General features: G+C 74.7%; 13 protein-coding genes and 1 pseudogene. 9 read left to right on the forward strand and 5 right to left on the reverse strand.

The features are described from left to right. Nucleotides 1–2: 2 nt before the first annotated feature. The 3 genes from CIK06_RS03805 to CIK06_RS03815 form a co-directional block, all read right to left on the reverse strand. Nucleotides 3–1,712, reverse strand: a complete 1,710-nt coding sequence (locus CIK06_RS03805; protein WP_095563647.1) for a DEAD/DEAH box helicase — start codon at nt 1,710–1,712, stop codon at nt 3–5. 417 nt (nt 1,713–2,129) lie between these two features. Beyond that, a complete protein-coding gene (locus CIK06_RS03810) occupies nt 2,130–2,354 on the reverse strand; it encodes a DUF3107 domain-containing protein (protein ID WP_095563648.1) in 225 nt (74 codons plus the stop codon). A gap of 61 nt (nt 2,355–2,415) precedes the next feature. Then, entirely contained in the window at nt 2,416–3,051 is a 636-nt protein-coding gene (locus CIK06_RS03815) for a TetR/AcrR family transcriptional regulator (RefSeq protein WP_095563649.1), read from the reverse strand. Between the two features lie 2,106 nt (nt 3,052–5,157). Between CIK06_RS03815 and CIK06_RS32290 the strand changes: the two are divergent. From CIK06_RS32290 to CIK06_RS03850, 6 genes and pseudogenes are all read left to right on the forward strand, one after another. Continuing rightward, nucleotides 5,158–6,243 (forward strand): annotated as a pseudogene (locus tag CIK06_RS32290) (hypothetical protein); the annotation flags it as partial. A gap of 88 nt (nt 6,244–6,331) precedes the next feature. Continuing rightward, nucleotides 6,332–7,327: an alpha/beta fold hydrolase gene (locus tag CIK06_RS03830; protein WP_095567544.1), complete on the forward strand. Its 996-nt coding sequence runs from the start codon at nt 6,332–6,334 to the stop codon at nt 7,325–7,327. A gap of 87 nt (nt 7,328–7,414) precedes the next feature. Beyond that, nucleotides 7,415–8,245, forward strand: coding sequence for a DUF3152 domain-containing protein (locus CIK06_RS03835; protein WP_095563651.1), 831 nt, complete (start codon nt 7,415–7,417; stop codon nt 8,243–8,245). A gap of 224 nt (nt 8,246–8,469) precedes the next feature. Next, nucleotides 8,470–9,651 carry an adenylyltransferase/sulfurtransferase MoeZ gene (gene moeZ, locus CIK06_RS03840; RefSeq protein ID WP_095563652.1) on the forward strand — a complete coding sequence of 394 codons (1,182 nt, stop codon included), beginning with the start codon at nt 8,470–8,472 and terminating at the stop codon, nt 9,649–9,651. Nucleotides 9,652–9,809: 158 nt separating this feature from the next. After that, nucleotides 9,810–10,622 (forward strand): prenyltransferase/squalene oxidase repeat-containing protein, encoded by an 813-nt coding sequence (locus CIK06_RS03845; RefSeq protein ID WP_232534238.1) that lies wholly within the window; start codon nt 9,810–9,812, stop codon nt 10,620–10,622. Nucleotides 10,623–10,727: 105 nt separating this feature from the next. Next, the gene (locus CIK06_RS03850) at nt 10,728–12,293 is read left to right on the forward strand and encodes a Na+/H+ antiporter (RefSeq protein ID WP_232534003.1); all 1,566 of its coding nucleotides are present in this window, start codon (nt 10,728–10,730) and stop codon (nt 12,291–12,293) included. 73 nt (nt 12,294–12,366) lie between these two features. Here the strand turns inward: CIK06_RS03850 and proB are convergent, their stop codons facing one another. Continuing rightward, a complete protein-coding gene (gene proB / locus CIK06_RS03855; protein WP_198348098.1) occupies nt 12,367–13,476 on the reverse strand; it encodes a glutamate 5-kinase in 1,110 nt (369 codons plus the stop codon). 60 nt (nt 13,477–13,536) lie between these two features. Between proB and CIK06_RS03860 the strand changes: the two genes are divergently transcribed. The 3 genes from CIK06_RS03860 to CIK06_RS03870 are packed head-to-tail and all read left to right on the forward strand — an operon-like array spanning nt 13,537 to nt 16,717. Beyond that, nucleotides 13,537–13,875, forward strand: coding sequence for an MGMT family protein (locus CIK06_RS03860; protein WP_095563654.1), 339 nt, complete (start codon nt 13,537–13,539; stop codon nt 13,873–13,875). A gap of 11 nt (nt 13,876–13,886) precedes the next feature. Further along, nucleotides 13,887–15,251, forward strand: a complete 1,365-nt coding sequence (locus CIK06_RS03865; protein WP_095563655.1) for an MFS transporter — start codon at nt 13,887–13,889, stop codon at nt 15,249–15,251. Then, a complete protein-coding gene (locus CIK06_RS03870; protein ID WP_095563656.1) occupies nt 15,248–16,717 on the forward strand; it encodes an aminotransferase class V-fold PLP-dependent enzyme in 1,470 nt (489 codons plus the stop codon). The genes CIK06_RS03865 and CIK06_RS03870 overlap by 4 nt, the downstream gene beginning before the upstream one ends. On the opposite strand, the gene CIK06_RS03875 is transcribed toward CIK06_RS03870, so the two are convergent. Then, complete coding sequence (locus CIK06_RS03875) at nt 16,689–17,567, reverse strand: TrmH family RNA methyltransferase (RefSeq protein ID WP_095563657.1); 879 nt, start codon at nt 17,565–17,567, stop codon at nt 16,689–16,691. The genes CIK06_RS03870 and CIK06_RS03875 overlap by 29 nt on opposite strands. Nucleotides 17,568–17,714 lie beyond the last annotated feature (147 nt).

Here is a 17,714-nt window from a genome sequence, read left to right on the forward strand (position 1 = left end):
GGTCAGGCGATCGGCGCGGTGCTGTCCGTGCCGGCGTCCGTGGTCGCGGCCGCGCCGCGGCCACCCCGGCGGCGGCGCCGCCGGCTGCGGGACCGGACGGCCCCACCCTCGTCCTGGCCGGCGGGCTCACCGGTGCGGCCCTCCGGAGCGCGGGCGGTTTCGCCGCCGCGCCGCTCGGTGGCGCCGGTCGGTTCGGCGCTCCGGTCCGCGGTTGCGGCCGTGTCGGCGCCGTCGGCACCGACCACCCGGCCACCGCGCCGGCGCCGGCGGGTACGCGTCGACGGCGGCGTCTCGGCGTCCGCGATCTCGGTCGGCTGGTCGTCCCGGCCGCGTCCACCGCCACGGCGGCGGTCGCGGGACCGGTCCGGCCGGCCGGAGTGCCGGCCGCGCGGACTGCCGCCCAGGTCCTCCTCGACCTCGGCCGAGAGCCCGGCCCGGGTGCGGGCGGCGCTGGGCAGCGTGCCGGCGACGTCCGTCGGGATGGCCAGGTCCGCGTAGAGGTGCGGGGAGGTGTGGTACGTCTCCGGCGGCTCCGGCATGTCCAGGCCGAGGGTCTTGTCGATGATCCGCCAGCGCGGCATGTCGTCCCAGTCCACGAACGTCACCGCGACGCCGGTGGCGCCGGCCCGGCCGGTCCGGCCGATGCGGTGGGTGTAGGTGTCCTGGTCCTCGGGACAGTCGTAGTTGATCACGTGGGTCACGCCGGTGACGTCGAGACCCCGGGCCGCCACGTCGGTGGCGACCAGGATGTCGATCTTGCCGGACCGGAACGCCCGGAGCGCCCGCTCCCGGGCGCCCTGCCCGAGGTCGCCGTGCACGGCGGCCACCGCGAAGCCGCGGAAGTCGAGATCCGCGGCCACCCGGTCGGCGGCCCGCTTGGTACGGGTGAAGATCATGGTGAGCCCGCGCCCCTGCGCCTGGAGGATCCGCGCGACGACCTCGATCTTGTTCAGCGAGTGGGTGCGGTAGACCAACTGCTGGGTCTGCGGCGACGGCCCGGTCTCGGCGGTGTGCCCGGCGTGGATGGTCACCGGCCGGCGCAGGAAGCGCCGGGCCAGCGTGACGATCGGGTCCGGCATGGTGGCCGAGAAGAGCATCGTCTGCCGGTCCTCCGGCAGCATCGACAGGATCTTCTCCACGTCGTCGAGGAAGCCGAGGTCGAGCATCCGGTCGGCCTCGTCCAGGACGAGCGCGCGGACCCGGTCCAGCCGCAGGTGCTTCTGCTTGGCCAGGTCCAGCAGCCGGCCCGGGGTGCCGACCAGGATCTCCACCCCGGCCTTCAGGGTCTCGATCTGCGGCTCGTACGCGACGCCGCCGTAGATCGGCAGCACCCGGATGCCCCGGGTCCGGCCGGCGGCCGCGATGTCCTTCGCGACCTGGAGGCCCAGCTCCCGGGTGGGTACGACGACGAGCGCCTGCGGCAGCCCGTCCGAGCCCTCCGCCGGGGCGAGGAGCCGCTCCAGCAGGGGGATGCCGAAGCCGAGCGTCTTGCCGGTGCCGGTCGGCGCCTGGCCGATGAGGTCGGTGCCGCGCAGGCCGATCGGGAGCGCGTACTCCTGAATGGCGAAGGCGCGGGTGATGCCGACGGCGGCGAGCGCGTCGACGGTCTCCTGCCGGGCGCCCAGCTCGGCAAAGGTCGGTGCCTCCGGGGGTACCGGGGCGATGGCGATCGGTTCTGTGCCGGTCGCGATGTTCTGGATGTTCTCGCTCATCTGGTTGTGGGGGTGCCCTCTCGTGGTGCGCCCCATCAGTCCAAGGGCGCGTTTCGTCGTGTGGCGCGGGCCACACGGTCCGCCTCCTTGACGGGGTCGGACCGGGCCGCACGCGCGTCGTGGACCGGGAACTGGAACACCTCGGTGCCCACGACAACTACTGCATCCTACCCGAGACGCAACGATGTTGCCCCGGGACGCCATTCCCGCTGCTCAGATCGGGTCAGATGGCCGTCGATGAGAAATACGTCCGGTGCTGCGGCTTGCCGGACGGAACGACCGGATGCTGGGCCGGGCGACGGTACCGGCCGGTCATACGTCAGGTACCTCAAACGAGACCGTCGAGGTACCTGACGTATGACTCACGGTCGGGGTGGCTGGGCGACGGCGAGGCTCGGCGGCCGGCGCCGGCCTGCCTCAGCGGACGGTGAAACCGACCGCCCGGGGCGACGCCTCGGCGATCTCCACGTACGCCACCTTGCTCACCGGAACGATGAGCCGCCGGCCCTTCTCGTCGGTGAGCGACAGGGTGCCGTCGCTGGCGATCGCCTCGGTGACGATCCGCTCGATCTCCGCCGGGGACTGCGCGCTCTCCATGACCAGCTCGCGCGGCGCGTACTGCACGCCGATCTTGACCTCCACGGGTCCTCCTCATCCAGGAAAGTACGCTGTGCGAAGGCTATCCGATCAGTGGCCGGACCCGTCAGGCCGGCTCGCCGTGCAGCGGGAAGCTGCCGATGCCGCGCCAGGCCAGGCTGGCCAGCAGCGCCTCGGCCTCGGCCTTCGGCACCCGGCGCCCACTGGCCAACCAGAACTGGGCCGCGGTCTCCGCGGCGCCGACCAGCCCGGAGGCCAGCAGCTCGGCCCGGGACCGGCTCACCCCGGTGTCGGACATGATGGTGTCGGTGATCGCCGAGATGCAGCCCTGCTCCACCCGGTCCACCCGTTCCCGCACCGCCGTGTCGTTGCGCAGGTCGGACTCGAAGACCAGGCGGAACGCCTCGCTCTCGTGGTCGACGAAGTCGAAGTAGGCGCGCATGGCCCCCTTGACCCGCTCCTTGTTGTCCGAGGTGCCCGCCATCGCCTCGCGGACCTTCGCCACGATGGCCTCGCAGTGGGTGTCCAGCAACGCCAGGTACAGCTCCATCTTGCCCGGGAAGTGCTGGTAGAGGACCGGTTTGCTGACTCCGGCCCGCTCCGCGATATCGTCCATCGCGGCCGCGTGATAGCCCTGCGCGACGAACACCTCCTGCGCCGCCGCCAGCAGCTGCTTGCGCCGTGCCGAACGGGGCAGGCGGGTGGGGCGTCCGGCCGTCTGTGCGCCGCCCGCAGCTGTCATGGGGTACCTCCGAACTCACGCACCGGCACCGGTCCGTCGCCGGGTGGCGATGCCTTCGCGCGACTGTTGAAAAGGCGTGCCGCTGTAACTTATCGCCACTGTCAGCACACGGTAGCCTCAGCGAGGGCGACCAAGGAGCGCACGGTGGATGAATCTGGGCAGCCCGGTGCTGCCACGCCGGGAGACCGCGGCCCGGAAACGGGGCACGGCGACGAGCCGACGCGGGCCGGAAACGGCTGGGCGCCGGCCGGCGCGGCCTGGGCCGACGCCGGCTGGGACAGCCGCGGCGGGTATCCGGCCGAGCCCGTCGAGCCGATGCCGCCGGCGGACGAGGACCAGGTGGAGCCCGTCCGTGCGGGGTCCTGGCACACCCCGATCGATCCGGCGGTCCCGGGCTGGGACGACGCCCCCCGGTTCCGCTGGGCTCCCGAGCCGCCGCCCGACCCGGCCGACATCGAGCGGCCGGTCAACGGCTACGCCGAGGAACACCTCGCCGGATCGTTGTCCGGGCTCCGCCCGCCCGTGGCGCCGACGTCCGCCATGCCCATCTCCGCGGCGCCCTCGTCCGCGGCGCCATTTCCCGCGGCGCCTTCGTCCGCGACGCCTTCGTCCGCGACGCCTTCGTCCGCGGCGCCACCGCCCGCGTACGTCGCCGAGGCGGACGGCCCCGGCCGGAACCTGCTGGCCTTCCCGACCCAGCGGCCGGCGCCCGAGCAGGGGCGGCCCGTCCCGGCCAGTTCGTTGCCGACCCAGCCCATGCCGCTGCGCCGGCCGACCGGTGAGCTGCCCGCGCTGACCGATCCCGGCCGGCGTTCCGGCGGCGCGCCCGGCGCCGACCCGGTCGACGCGGCCGGGCCCTGGTCGGGCCGTCCCGGGCGGGAGGCCGATCGGGACGAGGCCGGGCCGTCGCGGGTCGAACCACCGCCGGGTTTCCGTCCCCAGCCCGGCTACTCCACCGAGTCCGCCCGGCCCGCCGTGCCCGCGCCGCGCCCGGCGCGCCGGGAGGAGGCCGCACCGCCGTGGGCCTCGTTGCGGGAACCGGCCGACGGTGCACGCGGCCGGGATCCGTTCGACGACCCGCCGGATCTGGACGGCGGGTGGCGGGAGACGTCCGGGGCGGTGCTGCCGATCTCCGGCGCCGGCGCCGGCCGGCCGACCTCCGGGGCCGGCGCGGGTGGACCGGTCTCCGGCGCGGGTGGACCGGTCAGCGGTGCCGAGCGGTCGACCCCGGACGCCGAGCGACCCACCTCCGGCGCCGGCACGAGCCGGCCGATCTCGGGTGCCGGTACGAGCCGGCCGATCTCCGGCGCCGGCGGCGCGCGGCCACCGTGGACGGTCGCGCCGCTGGACGAGCCGGACCGGGGACCGGACATCGCCGGTTCGGGCGAGTTCCCGGCCGGCGGGCGTTCCGCTGGCGGGCGCCGGCCCGGCATCCCCGATCCCGGTGAGCCGTCCGGGGCGGGCATGTCCGGGCGGGCCGGCGACAGTCCGGTCTGGCCGCCGGTCAGCCCCGCCAGCGGTCGATCGAGCTACCTGGCCCCGGTCCGCTCCGGGGGACGCCGCCGGGCGGCCGAGGAGCCGGATCCGGCCGTCGGCGTCGAATCGGGCTTCGGTGCCGAGCGCCCGGCCCGGCCGGTCCAGCCGGCCGGTCAGGGCGTCGACCCACCCGACTATCCGGCGCCTCCGGCGCCGGCCCTGCCGGCGTACCCGCCGTCGCTGCCGCCCTACGGCGCGCAGCGGTACGCCGGACCGCCGCCGTCAACCGACGCCGGCCGCCCGTCCCAGCCCGGTGAGACGACCGCGTCGGACCCGACCCCGCAGCCGCGGTCGGAGCCCAAGGGTGACACGCTTCCCCAGCGGATCCCCGCCGAACCCGACGTACCCACCGTGCCGGAGCCGCCCACCGTGGAGCCCTCTGCCGAGACGCCCGAGCTGGCTCGCATCGCGACGCACCTGCGTCGGGACGAGCCGACGGCGCCGATGGACGAACGGCCGGACGGCTTCGACGTACAGGCCATTCTCGCGGCCGTGCGGGACGTGCCCGGGGTTCGCGACGGCGTGTTGCGGACCACCCCGGCCGGGGCGCACAGCCTCCGGCTGGAGCTGGCCGACGGCGCGGACCCGGCGGATGTGAGCCGGCAGGTCGCCCGGCTGCTCCAGGAGCGGATGGGCCTGGCCGCGGCACCGCAGAACCTGTCCGGCGAAGCCGTGGCGGAGGGTTCGGAGCCGCCCGCGGGCTTCCGGCGCGGCCTGGCCGAGGCGGCCGGCGGCACGGCCCGTTCCGCCGCGGGTGGCCAGGCCCGGCCGACCGGCGCCGGCCCGGCCCGGCCCGCCGCCGGTGGCCAGGCCCGGCCCGCGAGCGGCGGCGTTTCCCGTGTCGCCGCGGGCGGTCCGGCCCGCTCCGCCACCGGCGGGATGCCGCGTTCGACCACCGGTGGGATGCCCGGCTCCGTCGCCGCCGGCCCATCGCCGAGCCACCGGGCGGGGGCCGGTTCGAGCGGCGGTGCGATGGGAGACCCGGGGGAGGCCGGCTTCGAAGGAGCCGGCGGCCGGCCCGGGGTCGCCCCGGGTGGCGGCCTGCCGGCCGGTTCGGTACCCGCGGTGCCGCGCCGGCGCCGGCAGGGCGGGCCGCCGCGAGGTCGTGCCGCGGTGGGCGAACCGTCCGCGCAGGGCACCGACGAGCAGGCCACCGGCGGCGTGCCGGCGGGTACCTCGTACGCCGCGGGGCAGCAGCTCAGCTCGACGGAACGGGCGCCGTCCCGGCCGCTGAACCCGGACGGGCCGCCCGGACCTCGGGTGATCATCGACCACGTCCAGGTGAGCACGTTCGGGCTGGAGGCGTCGGTCGAGGTGAGCCTCTCGGCCGCGCGACAGCGCGCCACCGGGGTCACCACCGGTCCCGCGGTGGACGGCTACGTGCTGCGGCTCTGCGCCGCCTCCGCGGCCTCGGCCATCGGCGAGCTGCTGCGGTCCGCCGACGGCACCCCGGACCACGGCCGCTGCTTCGTCGAGCACGCCGCGGTGCTGCCGTTCGGTGGTTGCGAGGTGGCGACCGTGGTGGTCTTCCTGGTCTGCGACGGCTGGGTCGAGCAGTTGGCCGGGTCGGCCGTGGTGTCCGGTGACCCCCGGCAGGCCATGGTCCGGGCGACGCTGGCCGCCGTGAACCGGCGGCTGGAGGCACTGCTGGCCTGAGCCGGCGGGATCCGGCCCGAGCCGGCGGCGTCCGGCCGGATCCGGTCGGACCGGCCGACGCGGCCGTGCTCCGGGCATCATGGAGAACATGAAACGCGCTTCCCTCGGGCCGGACGAGCTGTTCCCGCTGGGCGAGGTGCCGCCGCCCTGGCCGGGCCGGTACGTCGAGGTCGGCGGGCTGGCGACGTACCTGCGGGAGACCCCGGCAAGCGCGGACGCGGCGCAGCCGGCGCTGTACGTGCACGGCCTCGGCGGTTCCTCGCAGAACTGGACGGACCTGGCCGGCCTGCTCGCCGCCCGGCTGGACGGGCAGGCGCTCGACCTGCCCGGGTTCGGCCGCAGCCAGCCCGGGCGGAGCTACTCGATCCCGGCGTTCGCCCGGCATGTCGTCCGGTACCTGGAACAGAGCGGCCGGGGGCCGGTGCACCTGGTCGGCAACTCGCTCGGCGGCGCGATCTGCGTACGGGTGGCCGGGTTGCGGCCGGATCTGGTCCGGACCCTGACCCTGATCTCGCCGGCCATGCCGTTCCTGGACCCGCGCCGGTCGTTGCAGGGCCGGATGCTGCCGCTGCTGGCGATTCCGGGCGGGGAACGGCTGACCGCCCGCTATCTCACCCAACTCGCCCCGGAGGAGATGGCGGAGCAGGTCCTGTCGGCCTGCGTGGCGGATCTGAGCCGGATCTGCGAGCAGCGCCGGCAGGAGGCGGTCGAGGAGATCCGGATCCGGTACACCGAGGACCACTACGCGCACGCCTACCTGCGGACCTTCCGTGGTCTGGTGTCCAGCTTCCTGCGCGCGTACCTGCCGGGTTCCGGCTCGTTGTGGCGGCTCGCGCGGCTGGTGAGCGCGCCCACGCTTGTCGTCGCCGGCCGGCAGGACCGCCTGGTGGACGTCCGGGTGGCCCCTCAGGTGGCGCGGGCGATCCCGGACAGCCGGCTGTTGATGCTGGACGGGGTGGGGCACGTGGCGCAGTTGGAGGTCCCGCGCACGGTGGCCCGGTCGGTGATCGGGTTGCTGGACGAGGCGCGTTCGCCGGCCGGTGTCGCCACGGTTCCCGCCCTGGATGATGGATCGGTTCTTTAGCCACAAATCCGGGCAACTGGTGCAACTCTGGGGTTCATGCGGACCCCGAACAGCCCTCCGGCCGCTGCCGACCGCCGTCGCCGACGGATGTGGCGCCGCCGACGGCGTACCGTGCTGCTGCTCCTGGCGCTGGCGGCCGCGCTCGTCGGGGTGGACCGGGCCGTGGCGGCGGTGCTCTCCGGGTCGCCCGCGGGCGACCCGCCGCCAGCGGCCGCGCCGGAGGGCGCCGACCGGCCCGACGGGGCCGCCGGGATAGCCGTCACCCCGGTGCCCGCCGCCTCCGACCCGGGGCAGCGGCCGGGCGGCCCGGTGGAGAACGCGCCGGAGGAGGCGGAGCCGCCGGCTCCGCCCACCGGTCCCGGCACCTTCGCGTACGCGCCGACCGGCGGCGAACTGCTCGGCGCCGCCGGCACGCTGCACACCTTCCACGTGGCGGTGGAACAGCAGGTGGGTCAGCATCCGGAGGACTTCGCCGAGGCGGTGGACGGCATTCTCGGCGACCCGCGGAGCTGGATCGCGGGTGGGGATGTGCGGTTCCAGCGGGTGCCCGGGGCGGTGCAGGCCGACTTCACCATCTACCTGGCCACCGCCGCGACCTCCGAACTCATGTGCGCCGAGGGCGGCCTGAGCACCGAGAAGTTCACCTCGTGCCGGCTGCCCGGACGGGTCATCATCAACCTCAGCCGCTGGCTGGGCGCGGTACCCGGGTACGGCGCGCCGCTCGCGGTCTACCAGGCGTACGCGGTGAACCATGAGGTCGGTCACGAACTGGGGCTGGGCCACGAGGCGTGCCCCGGTCCGGGCGCCCCCGCGCCGGTCATGCAGCAGCAGACGTACGGCCTGGTGGGCTGCGTCGCGAACGCCTGGCCGTACCTGGACGGCCGGCGGTACGCGGGCAGCCCGGTTTCCTGGGGCTGAGCCGGGCGACGGGTGTTCCGGGCGAGGGGTGGGCCGGGCGAGGGGTGGGCCGGGCGACGGGTGTTCCGGGCGAGGGGTGGGCCGGACGATCCGGGCCCGCGGTTGCCGCGCCGCGCCGGTGATATTCCCGCTCCCGGAATCCGGGCAGGTGTTCCCGCTCATGGCCGTGCGGTCGCGGCGCGAGCAACAATGGCGCCGCACACTGTCGTCGATCGGAGCCCATCGTGTCGCTGCCACCGCTCGTCGAGCCCGCCGCCGAGCTGACCGTAGACGAGATCCGCCGCTACTCGCGCCACCTGATCATCCCGGATGTCGGGGTGGAGGGGCAGAAGCGGCTCAAGAACGCCCGGGTGCTCTGTGTCGGCGCCGGTGGGCTCGGCTCGCCGGCCCTGATGTACCTCGCCGCCGCCGGAGTCGGCACGCTCGGCATCATCGACTTCGACACCGTGGACGAGTCGAACCTGCAACGCCAGGTCATCCACGGCCAGTCCGACGTCGGGCGGCCCAAGGCCGAGTCCGCGGCGGCCACCATCCGGGAGATCAACCCGCTGGTCAACGTGATCATCCACAACACGGCGCTGGACCGCGAGAACGTCCGGGAGATCTTCGGCGGGTACGACCTGATCGTCGACGGCACGGACAACTTCGCCACCCGGTACATGGTCAACGACGCGGCGGTGCTGCTGGGCAAGCCGTACGTCTGGGGCTCGATCTACCGGTTCGACGGCCAGGCGTCGGTGTTCTGGGCCGAGCACGGCCCCTGCTACCGCTGCCTCTACCCGGAGCCGCCGCCGCCGGGCATGGTGCCCTCGTGCGCCGAGGGCGGCGTGCTCGGCGTGCTCTGCGCGTCGATCGGCTCGATCCAGGTCACCGAGGCGATCAAGCTGCTCACCGGCATCGGCGAGCCGCTGGTCGGCGGACTGATGGTGTACGACGCGCTGGAGATGACGTACCGCAAGATCAAGGTCCGGAAGGATCCGCAGTGCGTGCTCTGCGGGGAGAACCCGACCGTGACCGACCTGCTGGAGGACTACGAGGACTTCTGCGGCGCCGTGTCGACCGAGGCGCAGGAGGCGACGCTCGGCTCGACGATCACCGCCCGGGAGCTGAAGGAGTGGCAGGACGCCGGCAAGGACTTCCTGCTGGTGGACGTCCGGGAGCCGGCCGAGTACGAGATCGTGCGCATCCCCGGCTCGACGCTGATCCCCAAGGGCGACATCCTCTCCGGCGAGGCGCTGTCCCGGCTGCCCCAGGACAGGCAGATCGTGCTGCACTGCAAGTCGGGTGTCCGGTCGGCCGAGGCGCTCGCCGCGCTCAAGGCCGCCGGCTTCGGCAACGCCGTGCACGTGCAGGGCGGCGTGCTCTCCTGGATCAAGCAGATCGATCCCTCCCTTCCCGAGTACTGAGCGGTCCCTGATACCGACGACGGCCCCTTTCCATCGCTTCCGGCATGGGAAGGGGCCCTTGTCGACAGTTCTTGATCAGGCCGTTGGCCAGCCCACCCCCGGCCGAGCTACCGAGGCGGAACGGCCGACCGGCCAGTAGCCTGTCCGGCGTGATTGACATGGAGGCGGCCGTCGGGTTCGTCGTCGCGCACGGCGACCCCGTGGAACGGGCCCGCCTGCACCGGTTGCGCACCGGTGCCGAGGTACCTCCGGAGATCCTGGAGAACGCGGAGATCGGCCAGACCGCCGACGGCGGCTGGCCGGCGGTCTGGGCCGGCGAGATCCCCTCGGTCGACGCGACCTGTTTCCGGCTCGGCGAACTGGACGACCTGGGCGCCCTCGGCCGGCCGGCCGCCCGGCGTGCCCTGGACTGGCTCGCCGTCCGGCAGCAGCCGGACGGCACCTGGGAGGAGAACCCGGCGCTTGCCGACGTGGCCCCGCCGTGGGCGACGCCGGGCGACCCGGACGCCGCGTACTACCTGACCGCCAACGCCGTCTTCTGGCTCACCGTGGCCGGCCTCGACGCCCGTGCCGCCGGGCCGCTGGACCACCGGGTCGGCGGCGTGTACGCCGGGGTGGTGCACGGCGGCGCCCAGGCCATCGCCGACCGGCTGCGCCCGGACGGCACCTGGCCGTCGTACCTGATCGCCGGCGGGCTGGCCGCGGCCGTGCTCTACCGGCAGCAGATGTTCCAGCCCTGGGCGCGCATCGAGTCGGTGCTGCTGAACCGCCTGCGCGACCTGTCCGCCGCCGAACTCGCCTGGCTGACCGCCGCGCTGCGCCGGGTGGACGTCCCGATCGACGACCGGTTCATCGTCGCCGCGCGGCGCCGGCTGGCCGACACCCAGCGCAGCGACGGCGGCTGGGACAACGACGACGGCGACCGCTTCGCCGTACACACCGCCCTGGCGGCGATCCGCGGCTGCCGCTGAGGCGGGCGCCGCTGAGGCGGGAACCGCTGGCCGGCCCGGGTAGGTCCGGCGAAGCTGGCCCGCGGACCGACCGGGATGGTCCATCCTCGAAACCGGGGGTGGGCGGTGAAGGGCCTTGTGCTGGTGGTCGTGCTGGCCACGGCGGTGCTGGTGGGCACCTCGATCGGTGGTCGCTACCGGGTGGCCCCGCCGGTGCTGCTGATCAGCATCGGGGCGCTGATCGGGCTGACGCCGCCGCTGTCGGACGTGGTGCTCAACCCCGAGGTGGTGCTGCTGCTGTTCCTGCCGGCCATCCTGTACCGGGAATCGCTGTACACGAGCATCCGGGAGATCCGGGCCAACCTGCTGATCATCGCCGGGCTGGCGGTGGCCCTGGTGATCCTGACGACGGTGACCGTGGCGCTGACCGCCCGGGCGTTCGGAGTCCCACCGGCCACCGCTCAGGTGCTGGGCGCGGTGCTCGCACCCACCGACGCGGCGGCGGTGGCCGGCCTGGCGAAGCGGCTGCCCGGCCGCTTCCTCACCATCCTGCGCGCGGAGAGCCTGATCAACGACGGTACCGCCCTGACGGTCTTCTCCGTCTCGGTGGCCCTGGTCGTCGGCGGTGCGGAGCCCGGCGTGCTCGGGTACGCCGGCCGGTTCGCCGGGTCGTTCGCCGGTGGGGTGGCCGCCGGCCTGCTGGTGGCCGGGATCGCGGTGCTGCTGCGGCGGCACCTGGACGATCCGCTTCCGGAGGGGGCGTTGAGCGTGCTCACGCCGTTCACCGCGTTCCTGGTCGCCGAGTTGATACACGCCAGCGGCGTGCTGGCGGTGGTGGTCTCCGGCGTGGTGGTGTCGTACGCGAGTCCACGGGTGATCCGCGCCCCGTCCCGGGTGCTGATCCTGGACTTCTGGGAGCTGTCCACCTTTCTGATCAACGGTGGCCTGTTCGTGCTGCTGGGCCTCCAGATCCCGCGGGTGGTGCGCGGGGTCACCAGCATCTCGCTCGCCCGGGCGCTGATCATGGCGTTCGTGGTGGCCGGCGTGGTGATCGCGACCCGGTTGGTCTGGGTGCACGTCTCGGCGTACCCGATCGGGTTGATGCGCGGGGCCGCACCCCGGCCGAGCTGGCGGGTCCGTACCGCGGCCGGCTGGGTGGCCTTCCGCGGCGCGGTGTCGCTGGCCGCGGCGCTCGCGGTGCCGACGACCATGCGCGACGGCGCCCCGGTACACGATCGTGATCTGGTCATCTTCGTGACGGCCGTGGTGATCCTGTCGACCATCCTGGTGCAGGGCACCACCCTGCCCGCGGTGACCAGCTGGGCGGGGCTGGGCGCCGATCCCCGGCGGGCCGAGCAGGTGCGCCGGGCCAGGTTGCGGGCCGCCGAGGTCAGCCTGGCCGCGCTGCCGGAGGTCATCGCCGAGACGGGCGTCTCGGCGGAGGTGGGTGCGGGGATCCGGCGGGAGTACGAGCACAGCCTGGGCAAGGCCCGCGGTGCCGAGGACGACGACGAGGCGCGCACCCGCGACCAGGAGGCTCGGCAGTTGCGGCTCGCCGCGCTCGAACGCAAGCGTCGGGAGATCACCCGGATGCGGGACGCGAACGAGATCGACGACGCGGTGCTGCGGGAGATCCAGGCGGCGTTGGACATCGAGGAGATCCGCCTGCTCGGCCCGCGGAGCGAGGACTGAGCGCCGGCCGGCGCGGGACCGGGCAATCCCGGCCGGCGCAGGACGGGGCGCCGGCCACAGCGGAACCGGCCGGCTACAGCAGAACCAGGTCGTCGCGGTGCACGACCTCGCGCTCGTAGCCGGGGCCGAGGGTGGCGGCCAGTTCCGGGGTGGACCGGCCGAGCAGTCCGGGCAGCTCAACCGCGTCGTAGTTCACCAGCCCGCGGGCCACCGGGGCGCCCGAGGAGTCCACCAGGTCGACCGGATCCCCGGCGGTGAACGCGCCGTCCACCGCCGTGATGCCGGCCGGCAGCAGCGACTTGCGCCGGCCCACCACCGCCTGCACGGCGCCGGGGTCCAGGTGCAGCCGGCCGCGCGGCGAGGTGGCGTGGGCCAGCCAGAACAGCCGGGCCGCCGGCCGGCGGCCGGCCGGGTGGAACAGGGTGCCGACGGGCTCGCCGGAGAGCGCGGCCGCCGCCAGCGGCGCCGCCGTGAGCACGACCGGGATGCCGAAACCGGTCGCGATCCGGGCCGCCTCCACCTTGGTGACCATCCCGCCGGTGCCCACCCCGGCCCGGCCGGTGCCGCCGATGCGTACCTCGGCCAGGTCCGCCTCGGCGTGCACCTCGGCGATCCGTCGGCTGTCCGGCCAGGCCGGGTCGCCGGTCCACAACGCGTCCACGTCGGAGAGCAGCACCAGCAGGTCGGCCTGGACGAGCGCCGCCACCAGGGCGGCGAGCCGGTCGTTGTCGCCGAACCGGATCTCGTCGGTGGCCACCGTGTCGTTCTCGTTGACGATCGGCACCGCGCCGAGATCGAGCAGCTTGCGCAGGGTGCGGTAGGCGTTGCGGTAGTGCGCCCGCCGGGTCACGTCGTCGACCGTGAGCAGCACCTGACCGACCCGGTGCCCGTACCGGGCGAAGCTGTCCGCGTACCGGCCGATCAGCAGGCCCTGGCCGACGCTGGCCGCGGCCTGCTGGCTGGCCAGGTCCCGCGGCCGGCGGGCCATGCCCAGCGGCGCCAGGCCGGCGGCGATGGCGCCGGAGGAGACCAGCACGATCTCGGCACCCCTGGCCCGCGCCCCGGCCAGCGCGGCCGTGAGGTCGTCCACCAGGCCGGCGTCGAGGCCGCCGCCGGTGGCGGTCAGCGAGGACGAGCCCACCTTGACGACGATCCGGCGGGCGCTGGTCACCAGGTCACGCACCGGCCCATTCTGGTACGCCGGGCTCGGCGCGTTCCCGTCGGTTCCCATATCGTGCTCCAGGTGACACCGCAGGAGTACGTCGAGGAGGTGCTCGGCCTGGTCGAGCGCATCCCGCCGGGTCGGGTGATGTCCTACGGCGCGGTCGCCGACGCGCTGGCCGAGCGGTCCGGTCGGGAGTCCGCCCGGCTGGTCGGCACGATCATGGCCCGGCACGGCGGCGGGGTGCCCTGGCACCGGGTGGTCAACTCGGCCGGACGGCTGCCGCCGGGGCACGAGGGGCGGGCGCGCCGGCTGCTGCTGGCCGAGGGGACGCCGTTGCGCGGGGACCGGGTCGACATGGCCCGCGCCGGCTGGACGCCTGGATCTTCGGATGAGCCGACCGGCGAAGAACATGATTAACATTCGGTTTCATGACCGCACCCCTGGTATCCGCGTCGCGTCCGGCGCCCACCCTGCCGCGTCGGGTGGTCGCCGGGTACGCCGCGGGATCGCTGGTCACCGGGGCCTTCGGTACCGTGCCGGGGCTGTTGCTGCTGCCGTACCTGACTGACTCGCTCGGCATCGCCGCCGGGATCGCGGCCGTGCTGGTCCTGCTGCCCAAGGGCTGGGACGTGCTGGTCAACCCGGTCGCCGGACGCATCTCCGACCGCACCCGGTCCCGCTGGGGCGCCCGCCGCCCGTACCTGCTGGTCGGTGGCCTCACCCTGGCCGTGCTGTTCGCCGCCATGTTCGCCGCGCCCGCCCGGTCCGGGGCCGCGGCCGGCGGCTACGTCGCAGCCGCCTTCCTCGCCGCGGCCACCGCGTACGCGTTCTTCCAGGTGCCCTACGTGGCGATGCCGGCCGAACTGACCGCCGACTACACCGAGCGCACCCGGCTGTTGAGCTGGCGCATCGCCGTGCTCGCGCTGGCCATCCTGGTCTCCGGCGCCCTCGCCCCGCTGGTCGTCACCGCCACCGGCGGCGGCATCCCCGGACACCGCTGGATGGGCGTCTTCGTGGCGACCCTGATGGTGGTCGGCACCATCGGCACGTTCCTCGGCACCGCCGGCCCGGCCGGCCCGGTGGAACAGAGCGAACCGAGCCTGCGCGCCCAACTCGCGGTCGCGGCCGGCAACGGGCCGTTCCGCGCGCTGCTGCTCTGCTTCGTGATCCAGGCCGCCGGTATCGCCACCGTGCTGGCCGGGGTGACGTACTTCGCCGCGCAGGTGCTGAACGACCCGCAGACCGGGCCGACGCTGCTGTTCGCGTGCTTCGTCGGGCCGGCGCTGCTGGTCATGCCGGCGTGGACCCCGCTGGGCCGGCGGCTGGGCAAGCCGCGCGCCTTCGTCGTCGCGTCGCTGCTGTTCGCCGTGGGGGCGCTCGGCCTGGTCGCCGCGCCCGCGCTGCCGGCCGTCGCCTGCTATCCGCTGGTCGCGCTGATCGGCGCCGGGTACGCCGGGCAGCAGGTCTTCGCGCTGGCCATGCTGCCGGACTGCATCGCGTACGACACCGTGCGCACCGGCCGGCGCCAGGCGGGCGTCTTCACCGGGCTGTGGACCGCGGGCGAAACCCTCGGCCTGGCCCTCGGACCGGGCATCTTCGGGCTGGTGTTGCAGATCTGCGGGTACGTCCCGTCCCGCACCGGTGCGGCCGTCCAGCCCGACTCGGCCCGGCTGGGCATCCTGCTCGGCTTCACGGTGCTGCCCGCGCTGCTGGTCGGCGGGGCGCTGGTGCTGATGCGCGGGTACCGCGAACAACTCATCATGATCGACGGGAAAGGGGAGGACCGAGGGTGATCGAGGCGTTGCCGAGCCGGGGCGTACCGGCCGAACGGGTGCTCGCGGAACTGGACGAACTGCGCGGCGCCGACCTGCCGACCACCGGCGGCCGGCTGTTCGCGTACGTCTTCGAGTCCGCGGTACCCGGGCTGGACGAGCTGGCCGCCGCCGCGTACGCGCGCTCGGCGCACGTCAACGGGTTGGACCCGACCGCGTTCCCGTCCCTGCTGGCGATGGAGAACGCCCTGGTCGCCGCGGCGGCCCGGGTGCTGGGCGCCGGCCCCGGCACCGCCGCCCCGGACGTGGTGGGCAGCGTCACCAGCGGCGGCACGGAGTCGATCATCCTGGCCGTCAAGGCCGCCCGGGACGCCCGGCCGGACATCACGGCGCCCCGGCTGGTCGCCCCGGCCAGCGCGCACGCCGCCTTCGCCAAGGCGGCGCACTACCTCGGGCTGACCCTGGACACCGTGCCGATCTCACCGCGGACCCTGGTGCCGGCGCCCGAGGACATCGCCCGGGCGATCCGGCCGGAGACCGTGCTGGTGGTCTGCTCGGCGCCGGCGTACGCGCACGGCGTCGTCGACCCGGTGGCGCCGATCGCCGCCGCGGCGGCCGAGGCCGGCGTGCGGTGCCACGTGGACGCCTGCTTCGGCGGCTGGTCGCTGCCCTGGCTGCGCCGGCTCGGCGTGCCGGTGCCCGAGTTCGACTTCGCGGTGCCCGGCGTCACGTCGGTCTCGGTGGACCTGCACAAGTACGCGTACTGCCCGAAGGGCGTCTCCGTACTGCTGCACCGGGACGCGCAACTGCGCCGGCCGCAGTACTTCGGGTACGCCGACTGGCCCGGATACCCGCTGGTCAACCCGGTGATCTCGTCCACCCGCTCCGGCGGGCCGATCGCCGCCGCACTGGCCACGCTGCGGCACCTGGGCGACGCCGGGTACCTCGCGCTGGCCGAGCGCACCCGCTCGGCGGTCCGCGACATCTGCGCCGCCGTCCGCGACGTACCCGGGTTGCGGCTGCTGGCCGACCCGGCGGCCACCGTGGTCTGCTTCGTCGCGGACGACCCTGAACTGGACGTCTTCGTGCTCGCCGACGAACTGGCCGGGCGGGGCTGGCACGTCCAGCCCCAGCACCGGTACGGGGAGATACCGCCCAGCCTGCACCTGAGCGTGACGGCCGGCGCCGCCGCGGGCGCCGCCGACTTCGGGCCGGCGCTGCGCGACGCGGTCGGCGCCACCCGGGCCGCCGGCCCGGTGCGGCTGCCGGCCGAACTGCTGGCGCTGGCCGGGTCGCTGCGCCCGGAGGACCTGACCCCGCAGTTGATGGCCGGCCTGGTGGCGGGCCTCGGCCTGGACCCGGCCGGCCCGGGCATCGACACGAACCGGATGGCGCTTGTCAACACGCTGCTCGGCGCCGCTCCCGCGGCGCTGCGCGAGCGGCTGCTGGTGGAGTTCCTCAGCCTGTTGCAGACCCCGTCCTGGTAGCCCCGGAGCGCGCCGCCGGCCCGGCGACCGCGCGCCGGCGCTGCCGGGCGGTCTCGTAGAGCAGGACGGACCCGGCCGTCGCGGCGTTCAGCGAACTCGCCGCGCCGGTCATCGGGATGCGCACCATCCGGTCGCAGGCGTCCCGCCACGCGGCGCTCAGGCCGCGCGTCTCGTTGCCGATCAGGATCGCCACCGGGCCGGTCAGGTCCTCGTCCGCCACGTCGGTGTCGCCGTGCTCGTCCGTGCCGACGATCCGCAGCGGTACGCCCCGCCGGCGCAGCCGGTCGATCCAGTCGAGCACTTCCTGGTGGCCGCCGGCCCGCACCGTGGGCACGGCGAACAGCGAACCGGTGCTCGCCCGTACGGCCTTCGGGTCGTACGGGTCGGCGGCGTGCCCGGTCACCACCACGCCCGCGGCGCCGAACGCGTCGGCGGACCGGACCACCGTGCCGATGTTTCCCGGCGCCGTGGGGCGGTCGAAGACCAGCACCAGGGAATCCGGTGCCACGGATATCCGGTCGAGCCGGTCGGCGGGCGTCCGGACCACGGCCACCAGTTCCGGGGCGGTGTCCGACTTGCCGCCCAACTCGGCCAGCAACTCCCGGTCCATGGCGACCCGGGTGGCGTCCGGGACCCGGTCGATGACCTCGCGAGCCCAGCCGGACAGCGGCCCGGTCCCGTCGTGCAGCAGCGCCGAGACGGGCCAGCCGTGCTCGACGGCGAGCGTGATCGGCCGTACGCCCTGGACCAGGAACTCCCCGGCCCGGTGCCGCTTCGTCCGGTTGGCCAGCAGCGCCTGCCACTGCTGGAAGCTGGCGTTCCTGGTGGTCACCCGGACGGATCTGGGCACGTTCCGGGCTCCTCTCCGGTCGCCGTGACTGTCACAGACCCTAATCGGTTGGCCGGCGGGCCCCGCCGTGGGTGACGATCCCAGCGAACCATGGGCGACTTGGGGCGGGCTGGTGGAGATCCGGGGAGGGCTGGTGGAGATCCGGAC

This window comes from Plantactinospora sp. KBS50 (assembly GCF_002285795.1).
In the GTDB taxonomy this organism is placed as follows: Bacteria; Actinomycetota; Actinomycetes; order Mycobacteriales; family Micromonosporaceae; genus KBS50.